The sequence below is a fragment of the Pseudomonas sp. SWI36 genome (assembly GCF_002948105.1).
Lineage (GTDB): Bacteria > Pseudomonadota > Gammaproteobacteria > Pseudomonadales > Pseudomonadaceae > Aquipseudomonas > Aquipseudomonas alloputida.
The window spans coordinates 2,224,323-2,245,218 of the sequence record NZ_CP026675.1; the positions used below are offsets into that span (position 1 = coordinate 2,224,323).

Consider the following 20,896-nt stretch of genomic DNA (forward strand, 5'->3'; position numbering starts at 1 on the left):
TCAGCTGTCCTTGTTGTGGATGATGATGGTCGGATCGGCACCGCTGATCAACGAGTTGATCGTCTGGTTGGACCAGTTGACGCCTTCCAGCTTGATGGTCACGTCGGCGTTGGCGATACCACCTTCGGCATTGAGCTTGCCTTCGCTGCTGACTTGCAACGTGGTCGTACCCTCCACCGTGGTGAGCTTCAGGTAGTTGTCGATGGTGCTGCCCTTCTCACCCTGCAGCAGGTCCTTCAGATCGATACGGTCACCCTCGGCCTTGTTGAAGTCCTTGATCACGTCGTTACCGACGTCGCCAGCCTTCCATACGAAGGTGTCGGCACCGCTGCCACCGATCAGGATATCGTCGCCCTGGCCACCGATCAGGGTGTCATTGCCAGTACCGCCCAGCAGGATGTCGTTACCTTTGCCACCATTCAGCGTGTCGCTACCACCTTGGCCGAAGAGGATGTCATTGCCATTGCCGCCCGACAGGATGTCGTTGCCGTCTTTGGCACCGGAGATATCGAACTCGGTGTAGTGCTCGGTGATGTACTGGTGAACATTGCTGGTAGTGACAGCACTGACTTCAACACCGCTCTTCTGTGCAACGTACGTCTGCAGGGCCTGGTAGCCCTCGCTGACGACACCGTTGAGGGTGATCAGGTCACCGAAGATGATGTCGTTGCCGTTACCACTATCGATGGTGTCGGCACCTGGCACCGTTGCTTCGGAGTGACCGAGAATCGCCTTGGCCAAATCGGACGGGTCGATATTGGTCTGTGGCTTGCCGGCACTGTCGTAAGGTTTCAGATCGTTCAGCGTGACATCGCTGTTCAGGCCGATAGCCTGGACTTTGCTCAAGCCATTGGTGCCGCCCAATACTGCGAAACTTTCAGTAGAACCTGCGGCCGAGTAGACGTAGTTCCAGTAATCCGCGTAGCCGGTACCGTCCAGGCTGGAGAGTTCATAGGTACCATCACCCTGTGCGTGAAGGGTGCCGACCGTCTTGGTGGAGTCGAGCACCAACTCACCTCGGCGGTTCTCGGTATAGGTCAGCACTTTGACCACACCACTGCTGCTGATCTCAACCTTGTGAGTCGCGTCGGCCCAGGCGCTGAACGTGTCACCCATCTTGTAATTGTTGACGTTGACTACATCGTCCAGGCTCTTGCCATTCTTCCACAGGCTAGGGTTGGTGGACTCATTGCTCTGATAGTAGGTTGGCTTACCGTCGGTAATGAAGTAAGTCAGGTTCTCCGCACCTTTGTTGCTGGTGGCCATGGTGCTGTTGAAGAAGTTGGACGTGGTCTTGAACGCGTCTTCATAGTTGGTACCGCCACCGTAGTAGCCGCCCACCATCGAGTTCAATACCGCCTGCAACTTGCTCAAAGCATCCGGGTCGGCAAGGTTCACTGCCACGTTCTTGTTTACCTGGGTATCGAAGTCGACCAGGAAGATGTTTACGGTACCCGAGGTGTCCGAGCCCAGGCTGGCCTTGAGCGTGTTGAACACCGAGGCCAACTGCGTCTTGGCGTCGGCAATCGACTTGTCGCTCATACTGCCCGAGCTATCGACCATGAAGGCGATGTTGTAGTTCTTGCCCTGAACCACGTTCAGCCCGGATACGTCAGCGACGAAGATGTCGTTGCCTTCACTACCGGTCAGCGTGTCATTGCCCGAGGTACCCACACTGGCCTTGTAGGTCGCGCCGTACACCGTCACCGGGATATTGCCGGTGGTGATGGCCGAGCCGCCCAGGCTTTCGGTGGCAGTCGAGGTAACCGTGATGTCGAACGAGCCTTTGTAATAGGCCGGCGGGGTCAGCGTCAGGCTGCTGAGTTTCCAGCCTGTCACATCGACCGGGGCAGTACCTACCGTGACCGTGTGGCCTGCACCATCGCTCAACACGGTACCTTTCGGGATACCGCTGAGTGTCACGTTCAGGCTTTCGGAGCCGTCAGTGTCGGTCAGGGCGGTGGAAATACCGACCAGTTTCACCGAGCCACCCTCAGGCCCTTCGTTGAGCTTGTAGCCGTCGTAGTAGCTCTGACCATTCACGGTGTGCAGGTCGGACACACCCAGGCCTGCGTTCGCCATCTCGGTAACGTTCTGGTACATCTTGACGTTCGAGCTGCTCAGGTCGGTAACGGCACCGGAGCCTACCTGGATGTTCAGGTCATAGCTGCCTGGGCCGGACTGGTTGGCATGGTAGACCTCGATCGGGTAGTAGCCGCTGGTATTCGGGGTAAAGGTACCCGAAACCCCGCCACCGGCTCCCCAGGTGGCTGTGACTACAGTCTTGCCACCGATGGTGACCACGAAGCTGTCGTCGGCCGAACCACTGAAGGTATAGACCTTGCCGGCTTCCAGGTAGATCAGGCCCGACGTTTTCGAACCGGTGCCAGCGGTGACGCTGCCATCGGACTGCACGTTGGTAGTGGTGCTGCTGGAGTTCGCGCTGCCGGAGTTGGCAAAGACCGTCTTCAGATCCTCGCCGGTAATGCCGTTGCCGCCAGTACCCAGGCCTTTGAGGCTGGTCCAGACTTCCTTGGTCAGCCCTTTGGACTCGATATCGGCACTGCCGAAGCTCAGGGTCGGTTTATCGGCAACCGGGCTGATATCGACCTTCATGGTCACTTCGCTGCCCAGGTTGGTGCCATCGTTCGGCTTGAACTTGAACTGGGCGTAGTCAGCCTTCTGGTTACCCACGCCATTACCACCGTAGTTGTCCGTACCCGACTGGTTGAGGGCCGGAACGAACTTCAGGTTCTTGGCAGTGATATCAGCCTGGCTGACCACCTGGCCAACGGCCACATTTACCCATGCAGTACCGTTGAAGAACTGCAAGTTGCCGGCGGCTGGGAGCGAGGTAATGGTCACGGACAGGTTAGTGTTGCCATCGGCATCAGTGACTTTGAAATCACTCCAGGCAAACACGTAATCGGTGTCCTCCACGCCAAATACCGCGCCGCCAGGCGAAACCGGCAGGTGGTCATTGTCGAGAATGGTGGTCGTCACGCTCGATTTGCTGCTATCGACCTGCAGGTTCTCGAAGTTACCACCCGTGGCGGTTTCGATCTTCACGACGAAGTTCTCGGTACCTTCGACCAGTTTGTCGTTGAGGGTAGCGATGTTGAACGTCGTGCCTGTGCTGTTGGCCGGAATCTTCACGGTCGCGATACCGGTGAAGTCCTCACCGTTGTTGGCGGTACCGCTGTAGCTAAGGGTGATAGTGACTTCGGACTTGGACGCGTTGCTCAGCGTCAGGGTGTACTGGCCGGTTTCACCCTCGGTCAGAGAAGTCGTGCCGGAAATACCGACGGTGGTGACGTCGCCCTTGTTGCCGGTGCCTGGAGTTCCCGAACCTGGTTCATCGGTCACGGCGGTGCTGACCGGGGTCTTGTCCAGTGTCAGCTGTTCGAACTTGCCAACGCCCGCGCCGCCAACGGTAGCGATCGACTTCACGACAGGATCGTTGGTGCCGACGTAGACGTTGTCCGGAGCAGTGACGGTAGCTGTACCCACGGTGCTATTAGCCGGCACGGTGATGACGGTTTTGCCGTCGCTCAGCGTGAAGGTCAATGCACTGTGGTTGTTGATTGGCAGGCCGTCTTTGTTGGTCAGCGTGATGGTGTAGGTGATCTCGCCGCCTTCGGTGACCGAAGGGGTCGCGGTCAGCTTCGCCACCACTTCGTCGGTGGTGTCGGTGACATCCACCTTCGCAGCACCGCCCAACTCCAGGTTTTCGAAGGTACGACCGTCTACATCCACCGCCGAGTTGATGCCCAGGCTGATCTGGCCCGCATCCTGATAGACGTCATCGCCTTGCGCAGCGTGGGTGTACGGCGCGCTAGTCTCGCCAGCCTTGATGGTGACCTGAGCGTTGTTGCTCAGGGTCACGACCAGGTCGTGGGCCAGCGGCTGGTTGACGTGCACGGTGAACGTCGGTTTGACGTTCTCGGCCACCGAGGTCTGGTCGGCGGTGATGGTGACCTTGACCAGGTCGCCTTCGTTGCTGCCGCCCGGGTTGCCTGGGGTGCCAGGCTCGTCGGTCACGGTAGTGCTGACCGGGGTCTTGTCCAGCGTCAGTTGCTCGAACTTGCCGACATCCGCGCCTCCAACGGTTGCGATCGACATCACGACAGGGTCGTTGGTACCGACGTAGACGTTGTCCGGGGCAGTCACGGTGGCAGTGCCCACGGTGCCGTTGGCAGGCACGGTGATGACGGTTTTGCCGTCGCTCAGCGTGAAGGTCAATGCACTGTGGTTGTTGATCGGCAGACCGTCTTTGTTGGTCAGGGTGATGGTGTAAGTGATCTCGCCGCCTTCGGTGACCGAAGGGGTCGCGGTCAGCTTCGCCACTACTTCGTCGGTGGTGTCGGTCACTTGAACCGAAGCGTTGCCGCCCAGTTGCAGGTTCTCGAAGGTCGCACCAGTGGCGTCCACTGCCGAATTAATGCCCAGGCTGATCTGGCCCGCATCGTTGTAGACGTCATCGCCTTGCGCAGCGTGGGTGTACGGCGCGCTAGTCTCGCCAGCCTTGATGGTGACCTGGGCATTGTTGCTCAGGGTCACGACCAGGTCGTGAGCCAGCGGCTGGTTGACGTGCACAGTGAAGGTCGGTTTGACGTTCTCAGCCACCGAGGTCTGGTCGGCGGTGATGGTGACCTTGACCAGATCGCCTTCGTTGCTGCCGCCCGGGTTGCCTGGGGTGCCAGGCTCGTCGGTCACGGTAGTGCTGACCGGGGTCTTGTCCAGCGTCAGTTGCTCGAACTTGCCGACATCCGCACCGCCAACGGTAGCGATCGATTTGATCACAGGGTCGTTGCTACCGACGTAGACGTTGTCCGGAGCAGTGACTGTAGCAGTACCCACGGTGCCATTAGCCGGCACGGTGATGACGGTTTTGCCGTCGCTCAGCGTGAAGGTCAATGCACTGTGGTTGTTGATCGGCAGACCGTCTTTGTTGGTCAGCGTGATGGTGTAAGTGATCTCGCCGCCTTCGGTGACCGAAGGGGTCGCGGTCAGCTTGGCCACCACTTCGTCGGTGGTGTCGGTGACATCCACCTTCGCGGCACCGCCCAACTCTAGGTTCTCGAAGGTCGCACCAGTGGCGTCTACCGCCGAGTTGATGCCCAGGCTGATCTGGCCAGCGTCGTTGTAGACGTCATCGCCCTGCGCAGCGTGGGTGTACGGCGCGCTAGTCTCGCCAGCCTTGATGGTGACCTGGGCATTGTTGCTCAGGGTCACGACCAGGTCGTGAGCCAGCGGCTGGTTGACGTGCACGGTGAAGGTCGGTTTGACGTTCTCGGCCACCGAGGTCTGGTCGGCGGTGATGGTGACCTTGACCAGGTCGCCTTCGTTGCTGCCGCCCGGGTTGCCTGGGGTGCCAGGCTCGTCGGTCACGGTAGTGCTGACCGGGGTCTTGTCCAGCGTCAGTTGCTCGAACTTGCCGACATCAGCGCCTTCAACGGTTGCGATCGACATCACGACAGGGTCGTTGGTGCCGACGTAGACGTTGTCCGGAGCAGTGACGGTAACAGTACCCACGGTGCCGTTAGCCGGCACGGTGATGACGGTTTTGCCGTCGCTCAGGGTGAAGGTCAATGCACTGTGGTTGTTGATCGGCAGGCCGTCTTTGTTGGTCAGCGTGATGGTGTAGGTGATCTCGCCGCCTTCGGTCACCGAAGGGGTCGCGGTCAGCTTCGCCACTACTTCGTCGGTGGTGTCGGTCACTTGAACCGAAGCGTTGCCGCCCAGTTGCAGGTTCTCGAAGGTCGCACCAGTGGCGTCCACTGCCGAATGAATGCCCAGGCTGATCTGGCCCGCATCGTTGTAGACGTCATCGCCTTGCGCAGCGTGGGTGTACGGCGCGCTAGTCTCGCCAGCCTTGATGGTGACCTGGGCATTGTTGCTCAGGGTCACGACCAGGTCGTGAGCCAAGGCGGTGTTGATATGTACGGTGAACGTCGGTTTGACGTTCTCGGCCACCGAAGTCTGGTCAGCAGTAATAGTGACCTTGACCAAGTCGCCTTCGCTGCCTGGGGTACCTGGCTCGTCGGTCACCGACGTGCTGACCGGGGTCTTGTCCAGCGTCAGTTGCTCGAACTTGCCGACATCAGCGCCTTCAACGGTTGCGATCGATTTGATCACAGGGTCGTTGCTGCCGACGTAGACGTTGTCCGGGGCAGTGACGGTGGCAGTGCCGGTTGTACCGTTAGCCGGGATGGTGATGGTGGTTTTGCCATCGTCCAGGGTAAAGGTCAGCGCCGCGTGCTTGTCGATCGGCAGACCGTCTTTGTTGGTCAGCGTGATGGTGTAAGTGATCTCGCCGCCTTCGGTGACCGAAGGGGTGGCGGTCAGCTTCGCCACTACTTCGTCGGTGGTGTCGGTCACTTGAACGGTAGCCACACCGCCCAGTTGCAGGTTCTCGAACGTAGCGCCGGTGGCGTCTACCGCCGAATTGATACCCAGGCTGATCTGGCCCGCGTCGTTGTAGACGTCATCGCCTTGCGCAGCGTGGGTGTACGGCGCGCTAGTCTCGCCAGCCTTGATGGTGACCTGGGCATTGTTGCTCAGGGTCACGACCAGGTCGTGGGCCAGCGGCTGGTTGACGTGCACGGTGAACGTCGGTTTGACGTTCTCGGCCACCGAGGTCTGGTCGGCGGTGATGGTGACCTTGACCAGGTCGCCTTCGTTGCTGCCGTCCGGGTTGCCTGGGGTGCCAGGCTCGTCGGTCACGGTAGTGCTGACCGGGGTTTTGTCGAGTGTCAGTTGCTCGAACTTGCCAACGTCCGCACCTTCAACGGTAGCGATCGACATCACAACCGGGTCGTTGGTACCGACGTAGACGTTGTCCGGGGCAGTGACGGTAGCAGTACCCACGGTACCGTTGGCCGGCACGGTGATGACGGTTTTGCCGTCGCTCAGTGTGAAGGTCAATGCACTGTGGTTGTTGATCGGCAGGCCGTCTTTGTTGGTCAGGGTGATGGTGTAGGTAATCTCGCCGCCTTCGGTCACCGACGGGGTCGCGGTCAACTTGGCCACTACTTCGTCGGTGGTGTCGGTCACTTGAACCGAAGCGTTGCCGCCCAGTTGCAGATTCTCGAAGGTCGCACCAGTGGCGTCCACTGCCGAGTTGATGCCCAGGCTGATCTGGCCCGCATCGTTGTAGACGTCATCGCCTTGCGCAGCGTGGGTGTACGGCGCGCTGGTTTCGCCGGCCTTGATGGTGACCTGGGCATTGTTGCTCAGGGTCACGACCAGGTCGTGAGCCAACGGCTGGTTGACGTGCACGGTGAAGGTCGGTTTGACGTTCTCGGCCACCGAGGTCTGGTCGGCCGTGATGGTGACCTTGACCAGGTCGCCTTCGTTGCCTGGGGTGCCCGGCTCGTCGGTAACCGACGTGCTGACCGGGGTTTTGTCCAGTGTCAGTTGCTCGAACTTACCGACGTCCGCGCCTTCAACGGTTGCGATCGACATCACGACAGGGTCGTTGCTGCCGACGTAGACGTTGTCCGGAGCAGTCACGGTGGCAGTACCCACGGTGCCATTGGCCGGCACGGTGATGACGGTTTTGCCGTCGCTCAGCGTGAAGGTCAATGCACTGTGGTTGTTGATCGGCAGACCGTCTTTGTTGGTCAGCGTGATGGTGTAGGTGATCTCACCGCCTTCGGTCACCGAAGGGGTGGCGGTCAGCTTCGCCACTACTTCGTCGGTGGTGTCGGTCACTTGAACCGAAGCGTTGCCGCCCAGTTGCAGGTTCTCGAAGGTCGCACCAGTGGCGTCTACCGCCGAGTTGATGCCCAGGCTGATCTGGCCCGCATCGTTGTAGACGTCATCGCCCTGCGCAGCGTGGGTGTATGGCGCGCTGGTCTCGCCGGCCTTGATGGTGACCTGGGCGTTGTTGCTCAGGGTCACGACCAGGTCGTGGGCCAGCGGCTGGTTGACGTGCACAGTGAAGGTCGGTTTGACGTTCTCGGCCACCGAGGTCTGGTCGGCGGTGATGGTGACCTTGACCAGGTCGCCTTCGTTGCCTGGGGTACCCGGCTCGTCGGTGACCGACGTGCTGACCGGCGTCTTGTCCAGCGTCAGTTGCTCGAACTTGCCAACGTCCGCACCTTCAACGGTAGCGATCGACATCACGACAGGGTCGTTGCTGCCGACGTAGACGTTGTCCGGAGCAGTGACGGTAGCAGTACCCACGGTGCCGTTGGCCGGCACGGTGATGACGGTTTTGCCGTCGCTCAGCGTGAAGGTCAATGCACTGTGGTTGTTGATCGGCAGACCGTCTTTGTTGGTCAGCGTGATGGTGTAGGTGATCTCGCCGCCTTCGGTGACCGAAGGGGTGGCGGTCAGCTTCGCCACAACTTCGTCGGTGGTGTCGGTGACATCCACCTTCGCGGCACCGCCCAGCTCCAGGTTCTCGAAGGTCGCACCAGTGGCGTCTACCGCCGAGTTGATGCCCAGGCTGATCTGGCCCGCATCCTGATAGACGTCATCGCCCTGTGCGTCGTGGGTGTACTGCGCGCTGGTCTCGCCAGCCTTGATGGTGACCTGAGCATTGTTGCTCAGGGTCACGATCAGGTCGTGGGCCAGCGGCTGGTTGACGTGCACAGTGAAGGTCGGTTTGACGTTCTCGGCTACCGAAGTCTGATCGGCCGTGATGGTGACCTTGACCAGGTCGCCTTCGTTGCCTGGGGTGCCTGGCTCGTCGGTGACCGACGTGCTGACCGGGGTCTTGTCCAGCGTCAGCTGTTCGAACTTACCGACATCCGCGCCTCCAACGGTTGCGATCGACATCACGACAGGGTCGTTGGTGCCGACGTAGACGTTGTCCGGAGCAGTCACGGTGGCAGTACCCACGGTGCCGTTGGCCGGCACGGTGATGACGGTTTTGCCGTCGCTCAGCGTGAAGGTCAATGCACTGTGGTTGTTGATCGGCAGACCGTCTTTGTTGGTCAGGGTGATGGTGTAGGTGATCTCGCCGCCTTCGGTGACCGAAGGGGTCGCGGTCAGCTTCGCCACCACTTCGTCGGTGGTGTCAGTGACATCCACCTTCGCAGCACCGCCCAGCTCCAGGTTTTCGAAGGTGCGACCGTCTACATCCACAGCGGACGTGATACCCAGACTGATCTGGCCAGCGTCGTTGTAGACGTCATCGCCCTGCGCAGGGTGGGTGTACGGCGCGCTGGTTTCGCCGGCCTTGATGGTGACCTGGGCGTTGTTGCTCAGGGTCACGACCAGGTCGTGAGCCAAGGCGGTGTTGATGTGCACGGTGAACGTCGGTTTGACGTTCTCGGCCACCGAGGTCTGGTCGGCCGTGATGGTGACTTTGACCAAGTCGCCTTCGTTGCCCGGCGTACCTGGCTCGTCGGTAACCGACGTGCTGACCGGCGTCTTGTCCAGCGTCAGTTGCTCGAACTTGCCGACATCAGCGCCTTCAACGGTTGCGATCGATTTGATCACAGGGTCGTTGCTACCGACGTAGACGTTGTCCGGAGCAGTGACGGTAGCAGTACCCACGGTGCCGTTGGCCGGCACGGTGATGACGGTTTTGCCGTCGCTCAGCGTGAAGGTCAATGCACTGTGGTTGTTGATTGGCAGGCCGTCTTTGTTGGTCAGCGTGATGGTGTAGGTGATCTCACCGCCTTCGGTCACCGACGGGGTCGCGGTCAACTTGGCCACTACTTCGTCGGTGGTGTCGGTCACTTGAACGGTAGCCGCACCGCCCAGTTGCAGGTTCTCGAAGGTCGCACCAGTGGCGTCTACCGCCGAGTTGATGCCCAGGCTGATCTGGCCAGCATCGTTGTAAACGTCATCGCCCTGCGCAGCGTGGGTGTACGGCGCGCTGGTTTCGCCGGCCTTGATGGTGACCTGAGCGTTGTTGCTCAGGGTCACGACCAGGTCGTGAGCCAGCGGTTGGTTGACGTGCACGGTGAACGTCGGTTTGACGTTCTCGGCCACCGAGGTCTGGTCGGCGGTGATGGTGACCTTGACCAGGTCGCCTTCGTTGCCTGGGGTACCCGGCTCGTCGGTGACCGACGTGCTGACCGGGGTCTTGTCCAGCGTCAGTTGCTCGAACTTGCCGACGTCCGCGCCGCCAACGGTTGCGATCGACATCACAACCGGGTCGTTGGTACCGACGTAGACGTTGTCCGGGGCAGCCACGGTGGCAGTGCCCACGGTACCGTTGGCCGGCACGGTGATGACGGTTTTGCCGTCGCTCAGCGTGAAGGTCAATGCACTGTGGTTGTTGATCGGCAGACCGTCTTTGTTGGTCAGCGTGATGGTGTAGGTGATCTCGCCGCCTTCGGTGACCGAAGGGGTCGCGGTCAGCTTGGCCACCACTTCGTCGGGGGTGTCGGTCACTTGAACGGTAGCCGCACCGCCCAGTTGCAGGTTCTCGAATGCAGCGCCGGTGGCGTCCACCGCCGAATTGATACCCAGGCTGATCTGGTCAGCGTCGTTGTAAACGTCATCACCCTGCGCAGCGTGGGTGTATGGCGCGCTGGTTTCGCCGGCCTTGATGGTGACCTGGGCATTGTTGCTCAGGGTCACGACCAGGTCGTGAGCCAACGGCTGGTTGACGTGCACGGTGAAGGTCGGCTTGACGTTCTCGGCCACCGAAGTCTGGTCGGCGGTGATGGTGACCTTGACCAGGTCGCCTTCGTTGCCTGGGGTACCCGGCTCGTCGGTGATCGACGTGCTGACCGGGGTCTTGTCCAGCGTCAGTTGCTCGAACTTGCCGACATCCGCGCCTTCAACGGTTGCGATCGACATCACGACAGGATCGTTGGTGCCGACGTAGACGTTGTCCGGGGCAGTGACAGTGGCAGTACCCACGGTGCCGTTGGCCGGCACGGTGATGACGGTTTTGCCGTCGCTCAGCGTGAAGGTCAATGCACTGTGGTTGTTGATCGGCAGACCGTCTTTGTTGGTCAGCGTGATGGTGTAAGTGATCTCGCCGCCTTCGGTGACCGAAGGGGTCGCGGTCAGCTTGGCCACCACTTCGTCGGTGGTGTCGGTGACATCCACCTTCGCGGCACCGCCCAACTCTAGGTTCTCGAAGGTCGCACCAGTGGCGTCTACCGCCGAGTTGATGCCCAGGCTGATCTGGCCAGCGTCGTTGTAGACGTCATCGCCCTGCGCAGCGTGGGTGTACGGCGCGCTAGTCTCGCCAGCCTTGATGGTGACCTGGGCATTGTTGCTCAGGGTCACGACCAGGTCGTGAGCCAGCGGCTGGTTGACGTGCACGGTGAAGGTCGGTTTGACGTTCTCGGCCACCGAGGTCTGGTCGGCGGTGATGGTGACCTTGACCAGGTCGCCTTCGTTGCCTGGGGTACCCGGCTCGTCGGTGACCGACGTGCTGACCGGGGTCTTGTCCAGCGTCAGTTGCTCGAACTTGCCGACGTCCGCGCCGCCAACGGTTGCGATCGACATCACAACCGGGTCGTTGGTACCGACGTAGACGTTGTCCGGGGCAGCCACGGTGGCAGTGCCCACGGTACCGTTGGCCGGCACGGTGATGACGGTTTTGCCGTCGCTCAGCGTGAAGGTCAATGCACTGTGGTTGTTGATCGGCAGACCGTCTTTGTTGGTCAGCGTGATGGTGTAGGTGATCTCGCCGCCTTCGGTGACCGAAGGGGTCGCGGTCAGCTTGGCCACCACTTCGTCGGGGGTGTCGGTCACTTGAACGGTAGCCGCACCGCCCAGTTGCAGGTTCTCGAATGCAGCGCCGGTGGCGTCCACCGCCGAATTGATACCCAGGCTGATCTGGCCAGCGTCGTTGTAAACGTCATCACCCTGCGCAGCGTGGGTGTATGGCGCGCTGGTTTCGCCGGCCTTGATGGTGACTTGGGCATTGTTGCTCAGGGTCACGACCAGGTCGTGGGCCAGCGGCTGGTTGACGTGCACAGTGAAGGTCGGTTTGACGTTCTCGGCCACCGAGGTCTGGTCGGCGGTGATGGTGACCTTGACCAGGTCGCCTTCGTTGCCTGGGGTACCCGGCTCGTCGGTGACCGACGTGCTGACCGGCGTCTTGTCCAGCGTCAGTTGCTCGAACTTGCCAACGTCCGCACCTTCAACGGTAGCGATCGACATCACGACAGGGTCGTTGCTGCCGACGTAGACGTTGTCCGGAGCAGTGACGGTAGCAGTACCCACGGTGCCGTTGGCCGGCACGGTGATGACGGTTTTGCCGTCGCTCAGCGTGAAGGTCAATGCACTGTGGTTGTTGATCGGCAGACCGTCTTTGTTGGTCAGCGTGATGGTGTAAGTGATCTCGCCGCCTTCGGTGACCGAAGGGGTGGCGGTCAGCTTCGCCACAACTTCGTCGGTGGTGTCGGTGACATCCACCTTCGCGGCACCGCCCAGCTCCAGGTTCTCGAAGGTCGCACCAGTGGCGTCTACCGCCGAGTTGATGCCCAGGCTGATCTGGCCAGCATCGTTGTAGACGTCATCGCCTTGCGCGTCGTGAGTGTACGGCGCGCTGGTTTCGCCGGCCTTGATGGTGACCTGAGCGTTGTTGCTCAGGGTCACGACCAGGTCGTGAGCCAGCGGCTGGTTGACGTGCACGGTGAAGGTCGGTTTGACGTTCTCGGCTACCGAAGTCTGGTCAGCAGTAATAGTGACTTTGACGATGTCGCCTTCGTTGCCTGGAGTGCCTGGCTCGTCGGTCACCTCGGTGCTGACTGGAGTCTTGTCCAGGTTCAGGTTTTCGAACTTCCACGCATCCGCGCCGCTGACGGCGTCGATGGCATTGACCACCGGCTGGTTGGTGCCGACATAGACGTTGTCTGGTGCGGTTGCAGTCGCCGAGCCCGTGGTGCTGTTGGCTGCCACGACGACGGTGGTGCCGTCGGTCAGCTTGAAGTACAGCTCCGAGTGGTTGTTGATCGGCAAGCCGTCTTTGTTGGTCAGCGTGATGGTGTAGGTGATCTCGCCGCCTTCGGTCACCGAAGGGGTCGCGGTCAGCTTGGCCACCACCTCGTCGAGGGTGTCGGTGACTTGAACCGAAGCGTTGCCGCCCAGTTGCAGGTTCTCGAAGGTGTGGCCGTCTACATCCACAGCGGACGTGATGCCCAAGCTGATCTGGCCAGCGTCCTGGTAGACGTCATCACCCTGCGCAGCGTGGGTGTACGGCGCGCTGGTTTCACCGGCCTTGATGGTGACCTGAGCGTTGTTGCTCAGGGTCACGACCAGGTCGTGGGCCAAGGCGGTGTTGATGTGTACGGTGAACGTCGGTTTGACGTTCTCGGCCACCGACGTCTGGTCAGCAGTAATAGTGACTTTGACGATATCGCCTTCGTTGCCTGGAGTACCCGGCTCGTCGGTGATCGACGTGCTGACCGGGGTCTTGTCCAGCGTCAGCTGTTCGAACTTGCCGACATCCGCGCCTTCAACGGTTGCGATCGACATCACGACAGGGTCGTTGGTGCCGACGTAGACGTTGTCCGGAGCAGTCACAGTGGCAGTGCCCACGGTGCCGTTGGCCGGCACGGTGATGACGGTTTTGCCGTCGCTCAGGGTGAAGGTCAATGCACTGTGGTTGTTGATCGGCAGACCGTCTTTGTTGGTCAGCGTGATGGTGTAAGTGATCTCGCCGCCTTCGGTGACCGAAGGGGTGGCGGTCAGCTTGGCCACCACTTCGTCGGTGGTGTCGGTGACATCCACCTTCGCGGCACCGCCCAGCTCCAGGTTCTCGAACGTCGCACCAGTGGCATCCACCGCCGAATTGATGCCCAGGCTGATCTGGCCAGCGTCGTTGTAAACGTCATCACCCTGCGCAGCGTGGGTGTACGGCGCGCTGGTTTCACCGGCCTTGATGGTGACCTGGGCGTTGTTGCTCAGGGTCACGACCAGGTCGTGAGCCAAGGCGGTGTTGATATGTACGGTGAACGTCGGTTTGACGTTCTCGGCCACCGAAGTCTGGTCAGCAGTAATAGTGACCTTAACCAAGTCGCCTTCGTTGCTGCCGCCCGGGTTGCCTGGGGTGCCAGGCTCGTCGGTCACGGTAGTGCTGACCGGGGTTTTGTCCAGCGTCAGTTGCTCGAACTTGCCGACATCAGCGCCTTCAACGGTTGCGATCGACATCACGACAGGGTCGTTGGTGCCGACGTAGACGTTGTCCGGGGCAGTGACGGTAACAGTACCCACGGTGCCGTTAGCCGGCACGGTGATGACGGTTTTGCCGTCGCTCAGGGTGAAGGTCAATGCACTGTGGTTGTTGATCGGCAGGCCGTCTTTGTTGGTCAGCGTGATGGTGTAGGTGATCTCGCCGCCTTCGGTCACCGAAGGGGTCGCGGTCAGCTTCGCCACTACTTCGTCGGTGGTGTCGGTCACTTGAACCGAAGCGTTGCCGCCCAGTTGCAGGTTCTCGAAGGTCGCACCAGTGGCGTCCACTGCCGAATTAATGCCCAGGCTGATCTGGCCCGCATCGTTGTAGACGTCATCGCCTTGCGCAGCGTGGGTGTACGGCGCGCTAGTCTCGCCAGCCTTGATGGTGACCTGGGCATTGTTGCTCAGGGTCACGACCAGGTCGTGAGCCAGCGGCTGGTTGACGTGCACGGTGAAAGTCGGTTTGACGTTCTCGGCTACCGAAGTCTGGTCAGCAGTAATAGTGACTTTGACGATGTCGCCTTCGTTGCCTGGAGTGCCTGGCTCGTCGGTCACCTCGGTGCTGACTGGAGTCTTGTCCAGGTTCAGGTTTTCGAACTTCCACGCATCCGCGCCGCTGACGGCGTCGATGGCATTGACCACCGGCTGGTTGGTGCCGACATAGACGTTGTCTGGTGCGGTTGCAGTCGCCGAGCCCGTGGTGCTGTTGGCTGCCACGACGACGGTGGTGCCGTCGGTCAGCTTGAAGTACAGCTCCGAGTGGTTGTTGATCGGCAAGCCGTCTTTGTTGGTCAGCGTGATGGTGTAGGTGATCTCGCCGCCTTCGGTGACCGAAGGGGTCGCGGTCAGCTTCGCCACCACCTCGTCGAGGGTGTCGGTCACTTGAACCGAAGCGTTGCCGCCCAGTTGCAGGTTCTCGAAGGTGCGACCGTCTACATCCACAGCGGACGTGATGCCCAGGCTGATCTGGCCCGCATCCTGATAGACGTCATCGCCCTGCGCGTCGTGGGTGTACGGCGCGCTGGTTTCGCCGGCCTTGATGGTGACCTGGGCGTTGTTGCTCAGGGTCACGACCAGGTCGTGAGCCAAGGCGGTGTTGATGTGTACGGTGAAGGTCGGTTTGACGTTCTCGGCTACCGAAGTCTGGTCGGCCGTGATGGTGACCTTGACGATGTCGCCTTCGTTGCCTGGGGTGCCTGGCTCGTCGGTCACCTCGGTGCTGACTGGAGTCTTGTCCAGGTTCAGGTTTTCGAACTTCCACGCATCCGCGCCGCTGACGGCGTCGATGGCATTGACCACCGGCTGGTTGGTGCCGACATAGACGTTGTCTGGTGCGGTTGCAGTCGCCGAGCCCGTGGTGCTGTTGGCTGCCACGACGACGGTGGTGCCGTCGGTCAGCTTGAAGTACAGCTCCGAGTGGTTGTTGATCGGCAAGCCGTCTTTGTTGGTCAGCGTGATGGTGTAGGTGATCTCGCCGCCTTCGGTCACCGAAGGGGTCGCGGTCAGCTTGGCCACCACTTCGTCGAGGGTGTCGGTGACTTGAACCGAAGCAGCACCGCCCAGCTCAAGGTTCTCGAACGCAGCACCAGTGGCGTCCACCGCCGAGTTGATGCCCAGGCTGATCTGGCCAGCGTCCTGGTAGACGTCATCGCCTTGCGCGTCGTGGGTGTAAGGCGCGCTGGTCTCGCCGGCCTTGATGGTGACCTGAGCATTGTTGCTCAGGGTCACGACCAGGTCGTGGGCCAGCGGCTGGTTGACGTGCACAGTGAAGGTTGGCTTGACGTTCTCGGCCACCGAAGTCTGGTCAGCCGTGATGGTGACCTTGACGATGTCGCCTTCGCTGCCTGGGGTACCTGGCTCGTCAGTGACCTCGGTGCTGACTGGGGTCTTGTCCAAGTTCAGGTTTTCAAACTTCCACGCATCTGCGCCGCTGACCGCGTCGATGGCATTGACCACCGGCTGGTTGGTGCCGACATAGACGTTGTCTGGTGCGGTTGCAGTCGCCGAGCCCGTGGTGCTGTTGGCTGCCACGACCACGGTGGTGCCGTCGGTCAGCTTGAAGTACAGCTCCGAGTGGTTGTTGATCGGCAAGCCGTCTTTGTTGGTCAGCGTGATGGTGTAGGTGATCTCGCCGCCTTCGGTGACCGAAGGGGTCGCGGTCAGCTTCGCCACCACCTCGTCGAGGGTGTCGGTCACTTGAACCGAAGCGTTGCCGCCCAGTTGCAGGTTCTCGAAGGTGCGACCGTCTACATCCACAGCGGACGTGATGCCCAGGCTGATCTGGCCCGCATCCTGATAGACGTCATCGCCCTGCGCGTCGTGGGTGTACGGCGCGCTGGTTTCGCCGGCCTTGATGGTGACCTGGGCGTTGTTGCTCAGGGTCACGACCAGGTCGTGAGCCAAGGCGGTGTTGATGTGTACGGTGAAGGTCGGTTTGACGTTCTCGGCTACCGAAGTCTGGTCAGCAGTAATAGTGACTTTGACGATGTCGCCTTCGTTGCCTGGAGTGCCTGGCTCGTCGGTCACCTCGGTGCTGACTGGAGTCTTGTCCAGGTTCAGGTTTTCGAACTTCCACGCATCCGCGCCGCTGACGGCGTCGATGGCATTGACCACCGGCTGGTTGGTGCCGACATAGACGTTGTCTGGTGCGGTTGCAGTCGCCGAGCCCGTGGTGCTGTTGGCTGCCACGACGACGGTGGTGCCGTCGGTCAGCTTGAAGTACAGCTCCGAGTGGTTGTTGATCGGCAAGCCGTCTTTGTTGGTCAGCGTGATGGTGTAGGTGATCTCGCCGCCTTCGGTGACCGAAGGGGTCGCGGTCAGCTTCGCCACCACCTCGTCGAGGGTGTCGGTCACTTGAACCGAAGCGTTGCCGCCCAGTTGCAGGTTCTCGAAGGTGCGACCGTCTACATCCACAGCGGACGTGATGCCCAGGCTGATCTGGCCAGCGTCCTGGTAGACGTCATCACCCTGCGCAGCGTGGGTGTACGGCGCGCTGGTTTCACCGGCCTTGATGGTGACCTGGGCGTTGTTGCTCAGGGTCACGACCAGGTCGTGAGCCAAGGCGGTGTTGATGTGTACGGTGAAGGTCGGTTTGACGTTCTCGGCTACCGAAGTCTGGTCAGCAGTAATAGTGACTTTGACGATGTCGCCTTCGTTGCCTGGAGTGCCTGGCTCGTCGGTCACCTCGGTGCTGACTGGAGTCTTGTCCAGGTTCAGGTTTTCGAACTTCCACGCATCCGCGCCGCTGACGGCGTCGATGGCATTGACCACCGGCTGGTTGGTGCCGACATAGACGTTGTCTGGTGCGGTTGCAGTCGCCGAGCCCGTGGTGCTGTTGGCTGCCACGACCACGGTGGTGCCGTCGGTCAGCTTGAAGTACAGCTCCGAGTGGTTGTTGATCGGCAAGCCGTCTTTGTTGGTCAGCGTGATGGTGTAGGTGATCTCGCCGCCTTCGGTCACCGAAGGGGTCGCGGTCAGCTTGGCCACCACTTCGTCGAGGGTGTCGGTGACTTGAACCGAAGCAGCACCGCCCAGCTCAAGGTTCTCGAACGCAGCACCAGTGGCGTCCACCGCCGAGTTGATGCCCAGGCTGATCTGGCCAGCGTCCTGGTAGACGTCATCGCCTTGCGCGTCGTGGGTGTAAGGCGCGCTGGTCTCGCCGGCCTTGATGGTGACCTGAGCATTGTTGCTCAGGGTCACGACCAGGTCGTGGGCCAGCGGCTGGTTGACGTGCACAGTGAAGGTTGGCTTGACGTTCTCGGCCACCGAAGTCTGGTCAGCCGTGATGGTGACCTTGACGATGTCGCCTTCGCTGCCTGGGGTACCTGGCTCGTCAGTGACCTCGGTGCTGACTGGGGTCTTGTCCAGGTTCAGGTTTTCAAACTTCCACGCATCTGCGCCGCTGACCGCGTCGATGGCATTGACCACCGGCTGGTTGGTGCCGACATAGACGTTGTCTGGTGCGGTTGCAGTCGCCGAGCCCGTGGTGCTGTTGGCTGCCACGACCACGGTGGTGCCGTCGGTCAGCTTGAAGTACAGCTCCGAGTGGTTGTTGATCGGCAAGCCGTCTTTGTTGGTCAGCGTGATGGTGTAGGTGATCTCGCCGCCTTCGGTGACCGAAGGGGTCGCGGTCAGCTTCGCCACCACCTCGTCGAGGGTGTCGGTCACTTGAACCGAAGCGTTGCCGCCCAGTTGCAGGTTCTCGAAGGTGCGACCGTCTACATCCACAGCGGACGTGATGCCCAGGCTGATCTGGCCCGCATCCTGATAGACGTCATCGCCCTGCGCGTCGTGGGTGTACGGCGCGCTGGTTTCGCCGGCCTTGATGGTGACCTGGGCGTTGTTGCTCAGGGTCACGACCAGGTCGTGAGCCAAGGCGGTGTTGATGTGTACGGTGAAGGTCGGTTTGACGTTCTCGGCTACCGAAGTCTGGTCAGCAGTAATAGTGACTTTGACGATGTCGCCTTCGTTGCCTGGAGTGCCTGGCTCGTCGGTCACCTCGGTGCTGACTGGAGTCTTGTCCAGGTTCAGGTTTTCGAACTTCCACGCATCCGCGCCGCTGACGGCGTCGATGGCATTGACCACCGGCTGGTTGGTGCCGACATAGACGTTGTCTGGTGCGGTTGCAGTCGCCGAGCCCGTGGTGCTGTTGGCTGCCACGACGACGGTGGTGCCGTCGGTCAGCTTGAAGTACAGCTCCGAGTGGTTGTTGATCGGCAAGCCGTCTTTGTTGGTCAGCGTGATGGTGTAGGTGATCTCGCCGCCTTCGGTGACCGAAGGGGTCGCGGTCAGCTTCGCCACCACCTCGTCGAGGGTGTCGGTCACTTGAACCGAAGCGTTGCCGCCCAGTTGCAGGTTCTCGAAGGTGCGACCGTCTACATCCACAGCGGACGTGATGCCCAGGCTGATCTGGCCAGCGTCCTGGTAGACGTCATCACCCTGCGCAGCGTGGGTGTACGGCGCGCTGGTTTCACCGGCCTTGATGGTGACCTGGGCGTTGTTGCTCAGGGTCACGACCAGGTCGTGAGCCAAGGCGGTGTTGATGTGTACGGTGAAGGTCGGTTTGACGTTCTCGGCTACCGAAGTCTGGTCAGCAGTAATAGTGACTTTGACGATGTCGCCTTCGTTGCCTGGAGTGCCTGGCTCGTCGGTCACCTCGGTGCTGACTGGAGTCTTGTCCAGGTTCAGGTTTTCGAACTTCCACGCATCCGCGCCGCTGACGGCGTCGATGGCATTGACCACCGGCTGGTTGGTGCCGACATAGACGTTGTCTGGTGCGGTTGCAGTCGCCGAGCCCGTGGTGCTGTTGGCTGCCACGACCACGGTGGTGCCGTCGGTCAGCTTGAAGTACAGCTCCGAGTGGTTGTTGATCGGCAAGCCGTCTTTGTTGGTCAGCGTGATGGTGTAGGTGATCTCGCCGCCTTCGGTCACCGAAGGGGTCGCGGTCAGCTTGGCCACCACTTCGTCGAGGGTGTCGGTGACATCCACTTTCGCGGCACCGCCCAACTCGAGGTTCTCGAACGCAGCACCAGTGGCGTCTACTGCCGAGTTGATGCCCAGGCTGATCTGGCCCGCATCCTGATAGACGTCATCGCCCTGTGCGTCGTGGGTGTACTGCGCGCTGGTCTCGCCAGCCTTGATGGTGACCTGAGCATTGTTGCTCAGGGTCACGATCAGGTCGTGGGCCAGCGGCTGGTTGACGTGCACAGTGAAGGTCGGTTTGACGTTCTCGGCTACCGAAGTCTGGTCGGCCGTGATGGTGACCTTGACGATGTCGCCTTCGCTGCCTGGAGTGCCTGGCTCGTCGGTGACCTCGGTGCTGACCGGGGTCTTGTCCAGGTTCAGGTTTTCGAACTTCCACGCATCCGCGCCGCTGACCGCGTCGATGGCATTGACCACCGGCTGGTTGGTGCCGACATAGACGTTGTCTGGTGCAGCTACAGTCGCCGATCCGGTGGTGCTGTTGGCTGCCACGACGACAGTGGTGCCGTCGGTCAGCTTGAAGTACAGCTCCGAGTGGTTGTTGATCGGCAGACCGTCTTTGTTGGTCAGCGTGATGGTGTAGGTGATCTCGCCGCCTTCGGTCACCGAAGGGGTCGCAGTCAGCTTGGCCACCACTTCGTCGAGGGTGTCGGTCACTTGAACCGAAGCGTTGCCGCCCAGTTGCAGGTTCTCGAACGCAGCACCAGTGGCGTCTACTGCCGAGTTGATGCCCAGGCTGATCTGGCCCGCGTCGTTGTAGACGTCATCGCCTTGCGCAGCGTGGGTGTACGGCGCGCTGGTTTCACCGGCCTTGATGGTGACCTGAGCGTTGTTGCTCAGGGTCACGACCAGGTCGTGGGCCAGCGGCTGGTTGACGTGCACGGTGAAGGTTGGCTTGACGTTCTCGGCCACCGAGGCTTGGTCGGCCGTGATGGTGACCTTGACGATGTCGCCTTCGTTGCCTGGAGTGCCTGGCTCGTCAGTGACGGTAGTGCTGACCGGGGTCTTGTCCAGGTTCAGGTTTTCGAACTTCCACGCATCTGCGCCGCTGACCGCGTCGATGGCATTGACCACCGGCGCGTTGGTGCCGACATAGACGTTGTCTGGTGCAGCTACAGTCGCCGAACCCGTGGTGCTGTTGGCTGCCACGACGACGGTGGTGCCGTCGGTCAGCTTGAAGTACAGCTCCGAGTGGTTGTTGATCGGCAGACCGTCTTTGTTGGTCAGCGTGATGGTGTAGGTGATCTCGCCGCCTTCGGTCACCGAAGGGGTCGCAGTCAGCTTGGCCACCACTTCGTCGAGGGTGTCGGTG

1 protein-coding gene (running past one end of the window) is annotated in these 20,896 nt (G+C 61.0%); it reads right to left on the bottom strand.

What is annotated here, in order from left to right:
* Positions 1-20,896, bottom strand: partial view of an immunoglobulin-like domain-containing protein gene (locus tag C4Q27_RS10830; RefSeq protein ID WP_104886834.1) — the 3' portion only. 7,526 nt of this gene lie beyond the right edge of the window; the window shows 20,896 of its 28,422 coding nt (coding positions 7,527-28,422); its start codon lies beyond the right edge, outside the window — the gene reads right to left on this strand; the stop codon is at positions 1-3.